Source organism: Palleronia aestuarii, from assembly GCF_003253995.1.
Lineage (GTDB): Bacteria > Pseudomonadota > Alphaproteobacteria > Rhodobacterales > Rhodobacteraceae > Palleronia > Palleronia aestuarii.
Genome location: NZ_QKZL01000004.1, coordinates 1 through 17,119 on the forward strand (window position 1 = coordinate 1; position 17,119 = coordinate 17,119).

At 66.5% G+C, this 17,119-nt stretch carries 12 protein-coding genes and 1 pseudogene; 9 read left to right on the forward strand and 4 right to left on the reverse strand.

Annotated elements, in window-relative coordinates; all coding sequences use genetic code 11:
* The 3 genes and pseudogenes from LX81_RS05925 to LX81_RS21860 form a co-directional block, all read right to left on the reverse strand.
* Positions 1 to 248 (reverse strand): annotated as a pseudogene (locus tag LX81_RS05925) (IS110 family transposase); the annotation flags it as partial.
* 71 nt (positions 249 to 319) lie between these two features.
* Positions 320 to 727, reverse strand: coding sequence for a hypothetical protein (locus tag LX81_RS05930; RefSeq protein ID WP_111536396.1), 408 nt, complete (start codon positions 725 to 727; stop codon positions 320 to 322).
* Positions 728 to 1,750: 1,023 nt separating this feature from the next.
* The gene (locus LX81_RS21860) at positions 1,751 to 2,374 is read right to left on the reverse strand and encodes a hypothetical protein (RefSeq protein WP_146259395.1); all 624 of its coding nucleotides are present in this window, start codon (positions 2,372 to 2,374) and stop codon (positions 1,751 to 1,753) included.
* Here LX81_RS21860 and LX81_RS21865 point away from each other — a divergent pair.
* The 9 genes from LX81_RS21865 to LX81_RS05970 all read left to right on the forward strand — a co-directional run bounded on the left by LX81_RS21865 (position 2,361) and on the right by LX81_RS05970 (position 15,918).
* Positions 2,361 to 2,858: a hypothetical protein gene (locus tag LX81_RS21865; RefSeq protein WP_146259396.1), complete on the forward strand. Its 498-nt coding sequence runs from the start codon at positions 2,361 to 2,363 to the stop codon at positions 2,856 to 2,858. The genes LX81_RS21860 and LX81_RS21865 overlap by 14 nt on opposite strands.
* A 352-nt stretch (positions 2,859 to 3,210) precedes the next feature.
* Positions 3,211 to 4,062 (forward strand): helix-turn-helix transcriptional regulator, encoded by an 852-nt coding sequence (locus tag LX81_RS05940; RefSeq protein ID WP_146259397.1) that lies wholly within the window; start codon positions 3,211 to 3,213, stop codon positions 4,060 to 4,062.
* Positions 4,063 to 4,204: 142 nt separating this feature from the next.
* Positions 4,205 to 5,335: a metallophosphoesterase family protein gene (locus tag LX81_RS05945; RefSeq protein ID WP_111536399.1), complete on the forward strand. Its 1,131-nt coding sequence runs from the start codon at positions 4,205 to 4,207 to the stop codon at positions 5,333 to 5,335.
* On the forward strand, positions 5,332 to 7,947 hold the full coding sequence (locus LX81_RS05950; protein WP_111536400.1) for an AAA family ATPase: 2,616 nt from the start codon (positions 5,332 to 5,334) through the stop codon (positions 7,945 to 7,947). Before LX81_RS05945 ends, LX81_RS05950 begins: the two co-directional genes overlap by 4 nt.
* Positions 7,944 to 11,267 carry a TM0106 family RecB-like putative nuclease gene (locus LX81_RS05955; RefSeq protein WP_170133855.1) on the forward strand — a complete coding sequence of 1,108 codons (3,324 nt, stop codon included), beginning with the start codon at positions 7,944 to 7,946 and terminating at the stop codon, positions 11,265 to 11,267. Before LX81_RS05950 ends, LX81_RS05955 begins: the two co-directional genes overlap by 4 nt.
* The gene (locus LX81_RS22480) at positions 11,264 to 11,437 is read left to right on the forward strand and encodes a hypothetical protein (RefSeq protein ID WP_211322714.1); all 174 of its coding nucleotides are present in this window, start codon (positions 11,264 to 11,266) and stop codon (positions 11,435 to 11,437) included. Before LX81_RS05955 ends, LX81_RS22480 begins: the two co-directional genes overlap by 4 nt.
* Positions 11,438 to 11,515: 78 nt before the next feature.
* Positions 11,516 to 11,932, forward strand: coding sequence for a hypothetical protein (locus tag LX81_RS22485; RefSeq protein ID WP_211322715.1), 417 nt, complete (start codon positions 11,516 to 11,518; stop codon positions 11,930 to 11,932).
* Positions 11,933 to 11,983: 51 nt separating this feature from the next.
* Positions 11,984 to 14,602 carry a DUF8426 domain-containing protein gene (locus LX81_RS05965; protein ID WP_234822506.1) on the forward strand — a complete coding sequence of 873 codons (2,619 nt, stop codon included), beginning with the start codon at positions 11,984 to 11,986 and terminating at the stop codon, positions 14,600 to 14,602.
* Positions 14,551 to 15,918 (forward strand): McrC family protein, encoded by a 1,368-nt coding sequence (locus tag LX81_RS05970; RefSeq protein ID WP_211322716.1) that lies wholly within the window; start codon positions 14,551 to 14,553, stop codon positions 15,916 to 15,918. Before LX81_RS05965 ends, LX81_RS05970 begins: the two co-directional genes overlap by 52 nt.
* A gap of 402 nt (positions 15,919 to 16,320) precedes the next feature.
* Here the strand turns inward: LX81_RS05970 and LX81_RS05975 are convergent, their stop codons facing one another.
* Complete coding sequence (locus LX81_RS05975; RefSeq protein ID WP_111536402.1) at positions 16,321 to 17,109, reverse strand: FAD binding domain-containing protein; 789 nt, start codon at positions 17,107 to 17,109, stop codon at positions 16,321 to 16,323.
* Positions 17,110 to 17,119 lie beyond the last annotated feature (10 nt).

Sequence of the window (17,119 nt, forward strand, 5' to 3'; positions counted from 1 at the left end):
AACGGCTTTACGTAGGCGGGCGGGATGAGCCTGACGTCATGGCCGAGCCGTGTCAGCTCCCGCCCCCAGAAATGCGCGCCACCGCAGGCTTCCATCGCCACGAGGCAGGGCGGCAGCTTGCCGAAGAACTCGAGCACCGCGGCCCTTCTGAGCTTCTTGCGAAAGACCACGCCACCTCTGGCGTCAGCGCCATGGACCTGAAACACATTCTTCGCGAGATCCAATCCGACCGTGGTAATCTCCGACATGACCGCCTCCCAAAATGGATTGTTGCGATCCCACCCTGGCACGTCGATGCCGTCGGGGGGCGGTTACAGCATCAAGGCCCATCCGCGGCCCGCGCGCGAATTGCCGCGTCGATCAATGGAATGAAGAAGCAGAGCGACTTGCCTGATCCCGTACCTGTTGTGACGACAAAGCCTTTTCCGGATTGCGCCATGCCGAGCGCCATGTCCTGGTGCACATAGAGCTCGATCGGGGCTCCATCATTGCGGCGGAAGACTTTTGCCGTGTCCGCAAGAATTGTTCCATCGATGGCCCGCTCATCAACCGAGGCTCCGGGTCTGAACCGGGGGTTAAGACTGATAAGCGGTTCGCGGACATATCGGCGCTCATTGTAGGCCCGATCGATTGCGAATTGAAGATCTTCGGAGCGAATGTTGGCGAAGGAGCGAGAGAAATTCTCATATCGCTCGATCGACTTCTGATTCAGGGAAAATACGTCCATTGTTTTTTATCATGCCTCCGCCTCATCGCTTCATAATCCAACCGTTGCAGGCATTTGTAGTCTTTTCGTGACCTTGGCACGCCGTCAACTTTGGCTCAGCCTCAAGCGACAGCTTGGTGCCGCAATCGGGAGGGCTGGGAGACGTTTGAAATGCTACGCCGCCGCCTCGTCGCTGATGGCAACCGAGAGTTTGCCCAGATAGGCCCGGAAGCCTGCAACCGAGGTTAAGCAGCGAAATCCGGCCGCGCTTGCCAGCGAGATGAGCTCTGCGCTCTCGTCCACGTTGCATCGCCGACCACGCTCCCAGATCGAGGATCGTGCACATCACGGAGACCCGGGCGACCAAGCCGAAGTTGCGCGACAGCAAAAAGAATCCCGACAGCGTGCTGCGCAACAAGGAAATCCACACGATCGCGTTGGCGCTCGTCGCGCGCGCCACCCGGTGTGTACCTCTTGATCCCGCGCACAGAGTACGCCACACTTCAGGACCCACCGCCGGAATCCGGCCGGACTCTCAGGGAATTTTCTGTGATTTCAAGGGTGTTTGCGCTGGCGTTTCGGCCCCTACCGCCGGAGCGATTAGAACTAACCAGAACCAGATTGACATCGCTTCACTGACCCACGCTCGTCGAGCAAACGTGTTGATTGTGCTACAAGCGTGCTACACAGCCAACCACACGCCCGCAAGTTACTAAAAATTTAAAGAGGATTTTATTGTCGCCACGATCCACAATCAGAGCCACTTTGAAAGATCGCCGATCGAGGAGTTCCGGGATTGGGTAGACTCCCTTGAGATCGACATCTCGCGCATTCAGTGCCCCTGTAGGGACATCCCCAATGCCAGCGCGAACGTTGTCGCGATGACGCGGCGCGGCTGACCTACCTTGGGCAGCGTATCAAGTGGCGTGTCGTCGGGCAGCAGCAAAAGGGATAATTAACGACACACCGGCGGCCGGTGATCCGGCCGACCGCCCGGGCCTGCCGGCCCTCAAGCGGCGGCGCCCCGGGAGGCGCCGCCTTGGATCACGGCTGAAAGATTTCTTCCGCCAAGCGGAAGCCTTTTGCAAGATCGAGCACCCGCATGATCCCGTCGCGAAACTCGCGCATACGCCCGATCGACGGCGCAAGTCGCGTAATCCCGGCGTCGCGGGAGATGATCTCGTATCCCCCGCGGATGTGATTGCCATCTGCCTGCCAGCCGACACGAGTTTCGTTCGAGACGTGCCGCTCGAGATCGTCGATCAGCGCATCGAGATCGCGGACGAAGGCCTCGTCGAAAATCCTGCCGCCGGCGACCCGCCGCGCCACGTGCTGCGGATACGTCCGTTGGACCGGCGACAATATTGGAATGATGATCTCGCGCAGATCGGTACTCACGGCTCGCGCCTCCGCCAGCGTATTGGCGATAAGGTGGGCCAGGCTGTCAGCCCCGGTTTCTCGACTCCTCATCGTGCACCTCCCGGTTGCCGGACCTGTCGCCGAACACGTCGATGTTCGACGGTGAAGTTGCGCGGAGGGCGCAGTTGTGTGCCGCCTTTTGTGGCGGTCGCGGTCGGTCCGCCGGAGTGCCGGCGCTCGATCTGGATTTTCATGCAGATTTCCTTCATCGATGACGGGGCGGCCCGATGCCGCCATGGAAATCGTCATCGTCAAGCACCGCCGGGCGGGAGAAGCCCGGCGGCGGCGGATACGGCGCAGCACTGAACGGTTACCCATAAAGTGTGTGCGGGTGATCCGGTCCTGCATGGGTCGTGCCTTATCTCTCCTTTCCAATGCTCCCGGGCTGTGCCCGCTGCCCGGTGCCGGCAAGCCATGCGGATGCCAATCGCTCGGCATCCGAACCCGCGCGGTGCGGGATCGGCAAGCGATCGAGCGCCCGGTAAACGCGTTCCACCCCAAAATCGTCAAAACAGGAGGCCACCAGTCGGTCGAAATCGACCAGTGGAACCGCCGAACCCTGGTTGGTTGTCGCCAGAAGCTTGTTAAGTCATCTGCCTCCCGTTCGGGTTTCCGGCTCGATGGCCAGATCAAGACCTCACTCGATCTTCAGTCGTTCCTCCTTCTTTCGCGCCGACCCGTCCGTCTCTGGTTCCGGCTCTCGCCCGAGGAGCCGGAACCAGGAAACGGATGATTAGTGCGACAATCCTGTTCTCAAACACCCTGGCCTGCCTCCATTGCATGGCCTCGATGGTGTGACCGCCCCCCGACTGCATCGGTTGTATTAAGGTGGGTCACCCGGTCATGATATTGTAGAGATTCTGCCTATCACTGGCTGTCGATGTTGCGGCATCTTTCGGCTGGCATTGTTTCGAATCTGTCCGTGTCGGCATTCAAAAAATCGTCTGAAGTGGAGCAAGGCAGAATTTCCTTCCAATGCTATCAAATTGCTGCGCCTCGCGGATCTGGCGGCCTCTCGCTATTCCGGCGTGACTCTCGAAGAAATCTCACAAGCCTTCCATGTCCACGGACGTACCGCGCAGCGGATGGTCCGCGCCCTGATCGAGACCTTTCCCCACGCGGTCGAGGTCCACGACGGTCCGGACCGCAAGCGGCGGTGGCGACTGAAGGAGATGCTGGTCGCGCGGATGCGCCTGAGGGGGGCGGAGGAGCTGGAGGCGCTGGAACCCGGCATCACAGCGCTCGAGGCGCAGGGCGACCAGCGCGAGGCTAATGCGCTCTCCAGCCTGCGCGACGGGCTTCTGGCGGCGCTGCCCCCAACCGCCGCGCGGGCGGCCGAGGCCGATACCGACGCGATGCTTGAGGCGCACGGGGTCGCGGCGCGGCCCGGGCCCTTCGTCCAGATCGACCCAGGAATGGCAGAGGCCGTGGCGCACGCGCTCAAGGGGCCATGGCTGTTGCGGTTCTCGTACTCCGGGAGGGCGCGCGAGGTGGAGCCCTATGGCATCCTAATCGGCGCGCGGCACTACCTGGTGGCGAAGCAGACGGGCGATGACGCGGTGCTGCGCCATTTTCGGCTGGACAGGATGATCGATGTCGAGGCGACGCAGACACCCTTCGCACGCGATCCCAAATTCAGGCTGGCCGCACATGCGGCGCGGGCCTTCGGCTCGTACCAAGCCGAGGAGGAACACGGCGAGGTCGTCCTGTGGTTCTCGGAGCAGGCTGCCGACCGCGCCGCGGATTGGCGGTTTCACCCGACACAGAGCAGCCAGCACTTTGCGGACGGGCGGCTGGAGGTGCGATTCACCGCCTCGGGTTGGCTCGAGATGGCCTGGCACCTGCTATCCTGGGGCGATTCGGTGGAGGTCGTTTCCCCCGACGGTCTGCGCATGCTGCTCGCCGATCCGCAACGGAACGGGGACGTTCTACTCTGAGATGTTCACCATGCGTTCAGCGAAATTACCTCCAAAGCCGGTCAGGCGTGCCTGCTGCACGACAGGATCTGTCGTACTTGTCCCTCATGGCTCGATACATCGAGCCCGCCCGCCGACCCTGCCTGCCGTTCAGGAGTAATCCATGACCTTCCGTTTCATCCACACCTCCGACCTGCATCTCGGCACCAAGTTCGCCAACATCCCCGAGCCGCCTGATGGCAGCATCCGCGGCCGGCTGCGCGAAGCCCGCCACGGTGCCATCGCCCGCATCGCCACCGCCGCGCGCGCCCATGGCGCAAACGACATCCTCGTTGCCGGGGATACCTTCGACACCCCGACGCCCTCGCTGCCCGTCGTGCGCCAGGCGATCGCGGCGATGGCCGAGGATGCCGGCCTGCGCTGGTGGCTGCTGCCCGGCAACCACGACAACCTGCGCGAGGCCGAGCCGCTCTGGGACATGATCGCGCGCGAGGCGCCGGGCAACGTCCGCTGCCTGACCGCGCCCGAGCCGGTAAGCCTGTCGCCCGAGGCAACCCTCCTGCCCTGCCCCGTCGAATGGCGCTCCTCCGGCGCCGACGCGACCGAGGCGCTGGTCACGATGCCCTCGGACGAGGGAACGCTCCGCATCGGGCTGGCGCATGGCGCGGTGACGGACTTCACGGACGAAGCCGCGAACGTCCCGCCGGACCGCGACCGGTCGGCGCGGCTCGACTACCTGGCGCTCGGCGACTGGCACGGCCGGATGCAGATCGGGCCGCGTGTGCAGTACCCGGGCAGCCCGGAACAGGACCGCTTCAAGCATGGTCGGCGCGGCGTCTGCCTGGCGGTCAGCATCGACGGCCTCGGCGCCGCGCCCCTGGTCGAGGAGATCGAGACGGGCGCTTTCCTCTGGCAGGACCTCGACCTGCCCCTCACGCCCGGCCAGGACGCCGCCGCGGCGCTGCTGGACCTGCTGCCGGCAGAGGCCCGCCGCGACCGGCTGGTGCGGGTCAACGCGTCGGGCTGGGCCGGCCTGCCCGAGCAGGTCGAGCTGACGCGGGCGGCGGGCCACATCGGCCCCGAGTTCGCACATTTCGAGTTGCGGACGGGCGCGCTCCAGACACAGTACGAACTGGCCGACCTCGACGAGATCGACCGCGGCGGGGCGCTGCGGCTCGCCGCCGATGCGCTGATGACCGAGGCCGAGGGCGAGACCCATTCGCGCGAGGATCGCGAGGTGGCGGCCGATGCGCTCGCCCGGCTCTACGCCTATGTGAAGGAGGCCCGTCAATGAAGCTCCGCGCCATCACCCTGAACAACGTCCGCCGGTTCACCGCGCTGACGGGCCTCACCGGCATCGGCGATGGGCTGAACGTCCTCTGCGAGCCGAACGAGCACGGCAAGTCGACCCTGTTCGACGCCGTCCAGGCCCTGTTCTTCAAGGCCCACGGCGCCAACGACAAGGAGATCAAGGCGCTGAAGCCCCATGCGGGCGGCGCGCCCGAGGTGACGGTCGAGGTCGAGACCGATGCCGGCACCTTCACCATCGCCAAGCGCTGGACCTCGCGCCCCGCGGCGACGGTCCACCAGGCCGGCCGCCTTGTCGCCCAGGCCGACGAGGCCGAGGCGTGGATCGCCCGGCTGGTCGGCGGCACCTCGGGTGGCCCCTCGGGGCTGGTCTGGGTGCGCCAGGGCATGACCGGCCTCACCGGCGGCTCGAACCGGGAGCAGGCGGCGGCGCTGGAGGCACGGCGCGACCTGATGTCGTCGGTCTCGGAAGAGGTCGAGGCGATGACCGGCGGCCGACGCATGGACATGGCCCTGGCACGCTGCCGCGAAGAGCTGTCGGTGCTCGCAACCGCGACCGGGCGCGAGAAGACGGGCGGACCGTGGAAGGCGGCGTCGGACCGGGTCGAGGCGCTGCGCCTGCGCCGGTCGGAGCTTTCGACCACGGCGGCGGCGCTGCACGACGCCCTGGACCGGCGCAAGCGCAAGCGGCGCGAACTGGCCGAGATCGAGGCACCGGACGCTTTGGCCGCACGGAAGAAGCGTCTCGACGATGCGACCAAGGCCCACACCGTGGCCGAGCGCCATGCCGAGAGCGTCGAGGCCGAAGCGCGCAAGGTGACGACCGCCCGCATGGCCGTCGCCGCGGCGCAGTCCCGACTGGAAGCCCTGCGCGTCGCGCTCGCCGAACGCGACGAGGCCGCCGGGCTCGCGACCGGGGCTGCCGCGGCGAAGGCCGCAGCGCAGGCGGACCATGCCGCGGCGCGCACCGCCCTGACCGCCGCCGAGGCGACGCTGGATCAGGCGAAGACCGCACTGAAGCAAGCCGAGGAAAACCACCGCCGGGCCGGGCGCCAGCAGGCCGCCCGGGATGGCGCGCAGCGCCGCGCCGAGCTTGTCCAGCGCATCGCCGAGGCCGAGGCAACGCGCAAGCTGAGGGAGGAAGCCGAGGCGGCCGCACTCACCGGCCCCGACCAGGCGGCGCTGCGCAAGCTGGAGAGCCTGTCGACGGCCCTCGCCACTGCGCGGGCGACCCGCGACGCGATGGCGACGCAACTGGTCGTCACCTACGCGGCAGGACGCGACGGGGCGGTGACCCTCGACGGCCGGGCGCTGGATGGCGGAACCCCCTACCCCATCCCGCGCGGCGCGAGGCTGGCGGTCGACGGGCTCGGCGAGATCCAGATCCGTCCCGGCGCCGGGGCCCAGGAGGACGACGCCGTCGAGCGGGCCGAAAAGGCGCTGGCGAAAGAGCTGGACGCGCTTGGGCTGCCCGATCTTGCCGCGGCCCGGACAGCCGCCGAGGTTCGCGCGCAGGCGGCGGCGCAGGCGCGTGAGGCGAAGGCCCGGCTCGAGGCGCTGGCGCCCGCGGGCATAGAGAAACTTCGCGAAGTGCTGGCGCGCATCCCGGAGGCCGAGGAGGATGCCGAGGCGCTCGACCCGGCCGCCACCGAGGCAAGGCTCGGCACGGCAGGGTCGGTGATGACCGCGGCGCAGTCCACCCAGGCAATCGCTTCCGAAGCGATGGCGAAAGCGCGGGAGGCATTGGCCGGCACCGACGCAGCCGAGGCCGGCGCCCGCGATCGCCTGAGCCGGGCGGAAACCGCCCTCGCCGCGCTCAGTGATGCCACGGTCGCGGCGTTCGACGCGGCCATGCGGCAGGCCGTTCAGGAACTCGAGGCGGCCGAGGCGATCCACGCGGAGAAGCTGCGCGCCGCGCCCGACCTGGCCGCCGCCGAAGCGGCCCTGAGGCGCGCGCGGTCGGTCGAGGATGCAGCGCGCGCCGACATCGCCCGCCTGCGCCCCGAGATCGCGACGCTGGACGAGCGCATCGCCCGCGGCTCGGGAGAAGCGGTCGAGGAACGGCTGGCGGAGTGCGAGCAGGAACTGCCGGCCGCAGAGGCGGAGCTTGCCCGCCATGCCCACGAGGTCGCCGTCCTGCGCCGTCTCGAAGCCGCCCTGACCCACGCCCGCACCGAGGCGCGCGAACGCTACTTCGCCCCGGTCGCGGCCGAGCTGAAGCCGCTTCTGCAACTCCTATGGCCGGACGCAGAGCTGACTTGGACCCAGGACACCCTCCTGCCCGAGGCGCTGACCCGCAACGGCCAGGCCGAGCCGATCGACATCCTTTCGGGCGGCACGCAGGAGCAGGTCGCCCTTCTGGTCCGCCTCGCCTTCGCGCGGATGCTGGCGAAGGACGGCCGCCACGCCCCGGTGCTGCTCGACGACGCGCTGGTCTTCACCGACGACGACCGAATCGAACGCATGTTCGACGCCCTGCACCGGCAGGCCGGCGATCTCCAGATCATCGTCTTCACCTGCCGCCAGCGCGCCTTCCGCGAGCTCGGCGGACAGACGCTGCGCCTCGCCGCCCGGGACGCGGTCGAGGCGGTTGCATGAAGCGCGAGGGACACGGCGTCCGCCTTTCCGCCTCGGACCTGATGCGCTTTATGTCGTGCGCCCATGCCAGCTTTCTCGACCTCGAGAGGCTGCACGGGCGCGGGCCGAAACCGGCGGAGGACAGCGAGGACGCCGCCCTGCTCCAGAAGCGCGGCGATGCGCATGAGGCCGCCCATCTGGGGAGCCTCAGGGAGGCCGGCGGTGTGGCCGAGATCGACAAGGACCTGCCGTTCGATGTCGCGGTCGGGGCGACGCAGGAAGCGCTGGCAAGCGGCGCTGCGGTGATCGTCCAGGGCGCGCTCGAGGGCGGGACCGGGCGGCTGTCCTGGGGCGGCTGGTCGGACTTCCTCGAACGGGTCGAGGTCCCCTCCGGTCTCGGCCCGTTCTCCTACGAGGTCGCGGACACCAAGCTGAAACGCAAGCCCGACCCGAAGCACCTGCTGCAACTGGTGCTCTACTCCGACCTGCTCGCCCCGCTCCAGGGCCGGGCGCCAGAGCACGCGCATGTCCTGCTCGGCAACGGCACCCGCGCCACCTTCAGGCTGGCCGAATACGCCGACTACGCTCGCGGGGCGCGCGGCAGGCTGGAGGCGTTCGTCACCACCCCGTGGCCAACCCGACCGGTCCCCTGCGCCACCTGCGACCTCTGCCGCTGGCGCGAACATTGCGGCTCCGTCTGGGAGGCCGAGGACAGCCTCTACCGCGTCGCGGGGATCACTCGGACGCAGGTGGGCAAGCTGGAAGCGGCGGGCGTGACGACGATGGCGGCGCTCGCGGGGCGCAACGAACGCGTCCCCCGCCTGGCCGAACCGACGCTCGACCGGCTGCGCCTCCAGGCCCGGCTCCAGACCGACCGGGCCGCGAAGGGGCCCCACCATGTTCTCCGCTCGCCCGTGCCCGGGAAGGGCTACGAGTTGCTGTGGCAGCCTGATCCGGGGGATCTCTTCTACGACATTGAGGGCGACCCGCACTATGCCGAGGCCGGCACGGATGGCCTCGAATACCTGCACGGCATTTGGGACGGCGAGCGCTTCACCGCGCTCTGGGCCCACGACCATGCGGAGGAGCGAAACGCTCTGATTCATCTGTTCGAAATCTTCGACGCCCGGCTCTCGGCCCACCCGGGCGCGCACATCTGCCACTACGCCGCCTACGAGATCACCGCGCTGCGCAAGCTCTGCACCCGGCACGGGTACGGCGAGGCGATGCTGGACCGCTGGCTGCGAGAGCGGCGGTTCTGCGATCTTTACGCGGTCGTGCGTGGCGGCATCGCGGCATCAGAGAAATCGTATTCTATCAAGGACATGGAGGCGCTCTACGACTTCCGGCGCGAGGGTGAGGTCAAGACTGCCGGTGGGTCCGTCGTTGCCTACGAGGCCTGGCGCGAGAGTGCCGACAGTGAGATCCTGGCCGAGATAGAGGAGTACAACCGGCTCGACTGCGCCTCGACGCAGGAGCTGCGCGACTGGCTGGTGACGCACCGTCCTGAAGCGCCTTGGCCCGAGGCTGCCCGGCCGCAGGAAGAGACGTTCGACGAGCGCGACGCCGAGGCGGAGGCGCTGCGGACGGAATTGATGCAGGCGGAGCTGCCGGAGGGTCGCGGGGCACTGCTCTTTGATCTGGCGCAGTTTCACGTGCGCGAGGCAAAGCCCGCCGCCTGGGCGGTGTTCGACGCAGCGGCGAAGCTGTCCGATGAGCTTTGCGACGACATGGACTGTCTTGGCGGGCTGACCGCGACGGGGCCGATCGAGAAGGAGAAGAGTTCAATCAAGCGAAGCTACCGTTATCCGTCGCAGGAAACGAAGCTCCGCCCCGGCAAGGATGCCTGCGTCCAGCTGGGAGAGACCATTGCCACCGTCTCGATCCTGGAGATGGATCGGCGCAAGCGAACCGTCACTATTAAGCTCGGACCTAAATGGGGTGCCGTCCTGCCCGACCGGCTGGATCTGTTGCCCACCTTCGCCATCCGATCAGCCCCGATCCCGAAGGCGATCATGGCGGTAGTGGCCGACCAGCTCGGTCCCCGCCGGAACCGCGCTGCCGAGGATCTGCTGTCGCGCAACCCGCCGCGCTTCGTCGGGACGGCGCCCCTGCCCGTCCGGGACGACGCCGACCCGCTAAGCGCACTTATCGCCGCGACCGAGGCAATGGACGAGACCATTCTGCCCGTCCAGGGCCCGCCGGGAACCGGCAAGACCTACGTCACCGCGCGGGCGATCCTCAACCTCGTCCGGCAGGGCAAGCGCGTCGGCGTGGCCTCGAACTCGCACGAGGCGATCCGCAACGTTCTGATGGGCTGCGTCGATGCGCTGGAGGACCGGGACCTGCCGTTCGAGGTCGCCGACGCCACGCTGGTGCACAAGGGCAAGCGGGAGGATGAGCCCTTCGAGGCCCCCTACGACCGCATTCACCTGGCGACGGACAATAAGGATGCCGAGCTGCTCTCGGCCGATGTCGTCGGTGGCACCGCCTGGCTGTTCTCGCGCGACGAGTTGGCTGGGGCCTTTGACTACCTCTTCGTCGATGAGGCCGGCCAGGTCTCGCTCGCCAACCTCGTGGCGATGTCGAACGCGGCCCGCAACCTCGTGCTGGTCGGCGACCCCAACCAGTTGCCGCAGGTCATCCAGGGCGCGCATCCGCATCCGGCGAACCTCTCCTGCCTCGACTGGATGCTGGACGGCGCCACCACAATAGCGCCTGAGCGCGGCCTGTTCCTGCCCGTCACCCGACGGATGCACCGGGACCTCTGCCGCTACATCTCGGACCAGTTCTACGAGGGCCGCTTGACGTCGCACCAGAGTACCGCGCGCCAGGCGGTCGCCGCCGACGGCCTGCCGGGCGTCGGCGCCTTCGTCGTGCCAGTCGACCACGAGGGGCGCGCGCAGGAGTGCCCCGAAGAGATCGCGGCGATCCGCGCCGCCTTCGAACGGCTGACCTCTGGCACTTGGACCGATCGCGACGGCACGACGCGCCCCTTGCGCAGGTCCGACATCATCGTCGTTGCCCCTTACAACGTGCAGGTGGGCGCGCTCCAGGACGCGTTGCCGGATGTGCGCGTCGGCACCGTGGACAAGTTCCAGGGCCAGGAGGCGCCGGTGGCCCTGATCTCGATGACCGCCTCCTCAGCCGAGGAGACCTCGCGCGGGCTCGATTTCCTGCTCGCCCGCGAACGCCTGAACGTCGCTATCAGCCGCGGCAAGGCCCTGAGCCTCATCTTTACCGCCCCGCGCCTGACCGAGACGCCCTGCGCGACGGTAGAGCAGATGCGGCTCGTGAATGCGCTCTGCGCGCTGCCCCGAAGGAAGATGGAGGAGACATGACCGAGACGAACCTCGCCATTCCCGATTTCGCCACGCTCAAGGTCCGACAGCGCAGTCTGAGGGACGACTGGCCCCAGCCGTTCGCCCTGCGCATTCATCGCGCAATCAGCTGGATCGGCCGAGCCGAGCAGGAACACGAAGACCGCGCAGCAGCCTTCCTGTTCCTGTGAATCGCGTTCAACGCCGCCTATGGCGGAGAGCGGTCAGAGCCCGGCGAGCGCGATGCCTTCGGCCGGTACTTCGAGCGCTTGACCGCACTGGATGCGCCGGGCCGGCTCTATGGTCTCGTGTGGTCCACCTTCCCCGGCCCGATCCGCCTGTTCCTCGAGAACCGCTACGTCTTCGCGCCGTTCTGGCGGTATCACCATGGCGAAGCGGGAGCCGAGGACTGGGAGGCCCGCTTCGACTTCGCCCGCCGACGCTTCCACACCGCGTTGCGACAGAAGGACACCGTGCTGATCCTGTCGATGCTGTTCGACCGGCTCTACGTCCTGCGCAACCAGCTGATCCACGGCGGCTCGACCTGGAACTCGGGGACCAGTCGCGACCAGCTGCGCGATGGGGCGGCGATCCTGCGGAGCTTCCTGCCGGTGATGGTGGACCTGATGATGGAGGCGCCGAACGGCGATTGGGGGTTGCCGATGTATCCGGTGGTGGAGGGATAGTAATTTGTCGAAAGTAATTAGTAGCTTGGACCATTCCGGGAGGTATTGGCCATGATGAGCTTCGCTGAGGCACTTGAATGCCTCCGCTCGGCGTGCATGGAAATCGACGGCAAGCCGCCGTCGACCGGCAGCTCCCGCAAGTCAGGCCCCAATCCAGGGGCGACCGCACCGGGCTGGTACCTCGACGTCGCCGACGAGGATCGTGGCGAGACGACACGGGAGATCGCCTACCTGCTGGCCTATGTCCGCATCTGCGGTAAGCGCTTTCCTTTACACGGCATTCAGCTTCGAGACGGCTGGATGTGGCCAGACCGTGCCGTCATCCGCAAGCTCAGCCGGCATGGTTCCGTGAGCCTTACGTCCGAAGGCATAAGTCTGACGCCGGCCGGACGACGCAAGGTCGAACGTTGGCTCGGTCCAGAACCGCGGACGGACGAGGCAATCCGGATACCGGAGGCCGTCCTCGACCGATGGATCGCCCGCCTCAGGGCAGCCTATCCCGGGTTCGAGACATTCAATGCGCCCTGCAAGGCGTTCGATGACGATGAGCGTGGCTACAAGCTCCGGACTGCGGAGGCGCTTCAGGCCGCCTTGTCCCACCCATCACGTGAGGATCAGGTCGCCGGCATCCTCAAGGCCCTGCAAGGCAGCAACCTTCTCAACTGGCGCGTGACCGCGCCAATAAAGTCCACCGGAAACGCCGGCCGTGCCGCGACGGACCAGGCCCTACTCGACATGGCCAGTTCTGCAATCGGCCCTCCAACGCGACACGGCGAAGCGCTCGCTCTCTTCGTGGAAATCTGGACCAGCAACGTCCCCGGTAGCGGCCAGCGCGACGCCGCTCGTCAGATTGCAGAACTACTGCTGATGCATCTCGCGCCGAGCGATGGCATCTATATCCGGGCGACGGTGCGCGACGACTTCTGGCGCGAGGCAACCGGCGAGCGCTTTCCCACAGTCGAGAGCCCGGCCGAGAACTATCGGCTCGAGTTCGGCTTCATGCAAGCGGTTCGACGAGCCTTCGAGGTCCGCGGCCTCGCACCGCGCGACTTCATCGATGTCCAGAGTGCACTTTGGGTCATCCACAACCATGCCGGCAAGGACGCGCCGGAGTTCCCGAAGCCGGAGGCCGAAATGGAGCCCACGAACCTTATCCTCTACGGCCCTCCCGGCACAGGCAAGACACACGAGACGGCCGCTGAGGCAGTTCGGCTTTGCGGCGAAGCAGTCCCCGATGATCGTGAGGCGCTGATGACCACCTACCGCCGTCTCTGTGCCGAAAAGCGGATCGAGTTCGTGACCTTCCACCAGTCCGTGTCGTACGAGGATTTCGTGGAGGGTCTGCGCCCGGAGACAGGGTCAACCGACGTCGTGGACGAGTCGGGAAATCCCGGCGCCGGCTTCTCACTGGTGCCGCGTCCCGGCATCTTCAGGACGATCGCAACGCGGGCGGGCAGCAGCAGCGGCCGATCTTCGCCTGACAACGCGATCCGATTGGGAGACCGCCGTGTATTCAAGATGTCGATGGGTGAAGCCGCCAATCCCGAGCATGCCGCGATCTTCGACGATGCCATTTCCGGGAATTACGTCGTCGCCGGCTGGGCCGATATCGACTGGAGTGACGCGGCCTATTCAGAACGCAGCGCCATCCTCGAACGCCTGCGGGAAGAAGGCATCGAGGAAGGTAAGCTGACGGCGCTGTCAGGGTGGGTGCAGACACCGAACATCTTCCGCAACGGGATGCGGACCGGAGACATAGTCATCGTGTCGAAAGGCAATTCGCTCTTTCGCGCTATCGGGGAAGTCACGGGCGATTACAAATTCCATCCCCGGGAGGAGGGGGACTATGGTCACCGGCGCGCCGTTCGCTGGCCCTGGGTCGATCGTACCGGCGTGCCGGTCAATGAAGTCTATGCTAAGACCTTTATTATGAAGACGGTCTACCAGCTGACCGAGAGTGACCTGAATGCTCCCGCGCTGGAGCGCTACATGAACAGTCAAGCCACGGCAGAGCCGGGACCGCCGGAATCCTTCGTCCTCATCGTTGACGAGATCAACCGAGCCAACATCTCGAAGGTCTTCGGCGAGCTCATCACGCTGATCGAGCCCGACAAGCGGCTGGGCCGCACGAACGAACTGAAGGTCCGCCTGCCCTATTCCGGCGAAGACTTCGGTGTGCCGGCCAACCTACACATTCTCGGCACAATGAATACTGCGGACCGCTCGATCGCGCTGCTCGATACTGCGCTCCGGCGCCGATTCGAGTTCCGCGAGATGATGCCTCTGCCGGACGAACTCAAGGTCGTCGCCGGCATCGACCTGCCGCGCCTGCTGAAAACATTGAACGAACGCATCGAGTATCTCTACGACCGCGAGCACCAGATCGGGCACGCCTATTTCATCGGATGCACCACCCGCGACGAGATAGACGTAGTCATGCGCCATAAAGTGATCCCGCTGCTCGCCGAATACTTCTTTGAGGACTGGGGCAAGGTGGCGGCTGTCCTGGGTGATGCCGCGCCCGAGGGCAGCGCGCCGATGGGGGGCTTCCTTCGGCGCGAGGCGCTGTCGCCGCCGCCCGGACTGGATGCGGACGGAGACGGGGCGTCAAGGTATCGGTGGACCGTGCGGGAAGACGGGTTCGACTATGCGCGGCTGGCGGGCGCATGATCCGACGCAGCATCCGGGAGTGGGAACGGATCGGCTTCGGCGAGGGCGTGGAAGAAATCCCGGACCGGATCGCCTCGGGACTCGCCGCCACGGCCGCGCGGTCGGTCTTTGCCGGACGTGGCGCCGAGGGCGTGCTGGAGCACGGGCGCCACGCCCTGCGCGCGCGAGGTGTCGTCGGGATCATTTCGACCCCCGATTGCCAGCTCGAAATCCTGCCGAAAATCGAAGCCACCGGCGAAGCGGATACCGACGACGCAACCCTTCGACGACGCCTCGTCCACATGCTGGCCGTGGCCCATGACCTGCGCATCGACACCGGCAGCGCAGCGCAGCTCGGCTGGCAGCGCGACACCCTGCTGGAAATCCTGATCCGCATCTTCTGCGGCAAGCTGATCGACGCGGTCCGGCACGGGATGCCGCGCCGTTACATCGAAGAGGAGGGCGACCTGCCCACGCTGCGCGGCCGGCTCGATGTCACCCGGCAGTTCTCGACCCTCGTCGCCCAGCCGCAGAAACTGGCCTGCCGCTTCGACGCGCTGTCGCCGGACATCGCCCTGAACCAAGTGATGAAGGCCGCGGTGGCGAAACTGTCGCGCCTGTCGCAGGCCACCGACAACCAGCGCTCCCTGCGCGAGCTCGGTTTCGCCTACGCCGACATCGCTTCCGTGCCGGCCTCGGCCCTCCGCTGGGACCGCATCACCCTCGACAGGACGAACGGCCGGTGGCGCGAGCTGGTGGCTTGGGCGCGGCTGCTGCTCGGCAACCGCTTCCAGCAGACAAGCGCGGGTCACGTTGACGGTCACGCGCTGCTCTTCGAGATGAACGCCCTGTTCGAAGCCTATGTCGCGCGCCTGGCCCGCCGAGCCCTTTCCGGAACGCCGCTCACAGTGTCAACACAGGGCGGGTTCGCGCATTGTCTTTACGAGGGGGAGCGCGGCAGGTTCCGCACCCGTCCCGACATCATCCTGCGACACGAGGGCCAGCCAGTCGTCGTCCTCGACACCAAGTGGAAACGGATCGCGCCGCGCATCGACGATCCCAAGCAGGGCGTCAGCCAAGCCGATGTCTATCAGCTCATGGCCTATTCGCAGCTCTACGACTGCGATCGCGTCATCCTCCTCTACCCGCACCACCATGGGCTGTCGGACGACCTGATCCGGGATGCCTTCTCGGTGGCGACTCCTGGATCTCGAAATCAGCTTCATGTCGCGACGATGGACATCGCGTCGGGGGCTGCCGCCGGCGCGATTGCACTTGCGGGATTGATCCGTGACCTGCTCACGGACGGCGATCTTCTGGTCCCCTTCAACCGATAGATGGCAATGCCCTAAGACCGATCCTGCAATGGTGAAGCTCACCGGCTCGGAACTTGCAAGTTGCAATCCGCTACAAAACTGCTACAACCTCCTGCGACCCCTCTTAAATGACTGAAATTGGATGATATTTTCAGAGTCGCTCCGATCCATCATCGGTGCGACCGAAAGACGGGCGGCGATGTCGAGGTTGTGTGCGCTTTCGGAATGCGTCATTTGCCGGGCGGCCACCTTCGCTGCTGTCGCGCTATCAGGTGGTGTAGATCATGGCGTCCGCAACCCACCCTCAGGGCCGGGCATGGATCACGGATGGCGCGGGATGTCCATCCGTTCCGAATGCGCTGCCGCGGGGCGCAACGGGCCGTCCGGCCTGGCGGCGCCCACACGAAGGCGGGCGCGGTGAGGTCAGGACAGAGCGGTCACGGCGCGCGCTGTCATGACCTTGGTCAGATGCGCGCGGTAAGCACCGCTGCCGTGCAGATCGGAGATCATGTCGGCATCGTCGACCTTCAGATCCTTGACCGCGTCGGCGGAGAACGTCTTCGATAGGGCTTCTTCCGCCTCCGTCCAGCGAAAGACGCCGAGTTCGGAAGCTCCGGTCACGGCGACGCGGACGCCCGCGTCGTATTTCGCGACGAAGACCGCGGTAAGCGGGAAGCGCGAGGCGGGCTGGATGAACTTCTCGTATCGCGCGGCCTGCGGGATCGGGAACGTGACGCCCGTGACGATCTCGCCCTCCTCGAGCGCCGTCATGAACATGCCTTCGAAGAAGTCGTCCGCCGCGATCTCTCGCCGGTCGGTCTTGATCGTCGCGCCGGAGCCGAGCGCCGCCGCCGGGTAGCAGGCCGACGGATCGTTGTTCGCAAGCGAACCGCCGATCGTCCCGCGATTCCGCACCGCCGGATCGCCGATCCGCGCCGCGAGCGAGGCAAGGCCCGGATAGGCCTCCTTCGTCTCCCGCGCGACGGTCGCATGGGTGGTGGCACCGCCGACATGGACCTGATCGCCCTCGATCCTTACATATCGCAACTCGTCGATCCCGAGGAGGCTCACGAGCTTCGTCGGCGCGGCGAGACGCGCCTTCATGGTGGGCAGGAGCGTCTGGCCGCCCGAATAGGGCTGCGCTTCCTCTTCCTTCAAGGCCGCAACGGCGTCCTCGATCGATGTCGGCTTGACCAGTTCGAAATTGTGCATGTCCTGTCCC

Excerpts from the sequence above, each read along its gene's own strand:
- LX81_RS05975 (WP_111536402.1), bottom strand. The coding sequence starts at position 17,109 with ATGCACAATTTCGAACTGGTCAAGCCGACATCGATCGAGGACGCCGTT.
- LX81_RS05930 (WP_111536396.1), bottom strand. The coding sequence starts at position 727 with ATGGACGTATTTTCCCTGAATCAGAAGTCGATCGAGCGATATGAGAAT.
- LX81_RS05950 (WP_111536400.1), top strand. The coding sequence starts at position 5,332 with ATGAAGCTCCGCGCCATCACCCTGAACAACGTCCGCCGGTTCACCGCG.
- LX81_RS05965 (WP_234822506.1), top strand. The coding sequence starts at position 11,984 with ATGATGAGCTTCGCTGAGGCACTTGAATGCCTCCGCTCGGCGTGCATG.
- LX81_RS21865 (WP_146259396.1), top strand. The coding sequence starts at position 2,361 with ATGGAAATCGTCATCGTCAAGCACCGCCGGGCGGGAGAAGCCCGGCGG.
- LX81_RS22480 (WP_211322714.1), top strand. The coding sequence starts at position 11,264 with ATGACCGAGACGAACCTCGCCATTCCCGATTTCGCCACGCTCAAGGTC.
- LX81_RS05955 (WP_170133855.1), top strand. The coding sequence starts at position 7,944 with ATGAAGCGCGAGGGACACGGCGTCCGCCTTTCCGCCTCGGACCTGATG.
- LX81_RS05945 (WP_111536399.1), top strand. The coding sequence starts at position 4,205 with ATGACCTTCCGTTTCATCCACACCTCCGACCTGCATCTCGGCACCAAG.
- LX81_RS05940 (WP_146259397.1), top strand. The coding sequence starts at position 3,211 with ATGGTCCGCGCCCTGATCGAGACCTTTCCCCACGCGGTCGAGGTCCAC.
- LX81_RS21860 (WP_146259395.1), bottom strand. The coding sequence starts at position 2,374 with ATGACGATTTCCATGGCGGCATCGGGCCGCCCCGTCATCGATGAAGGA.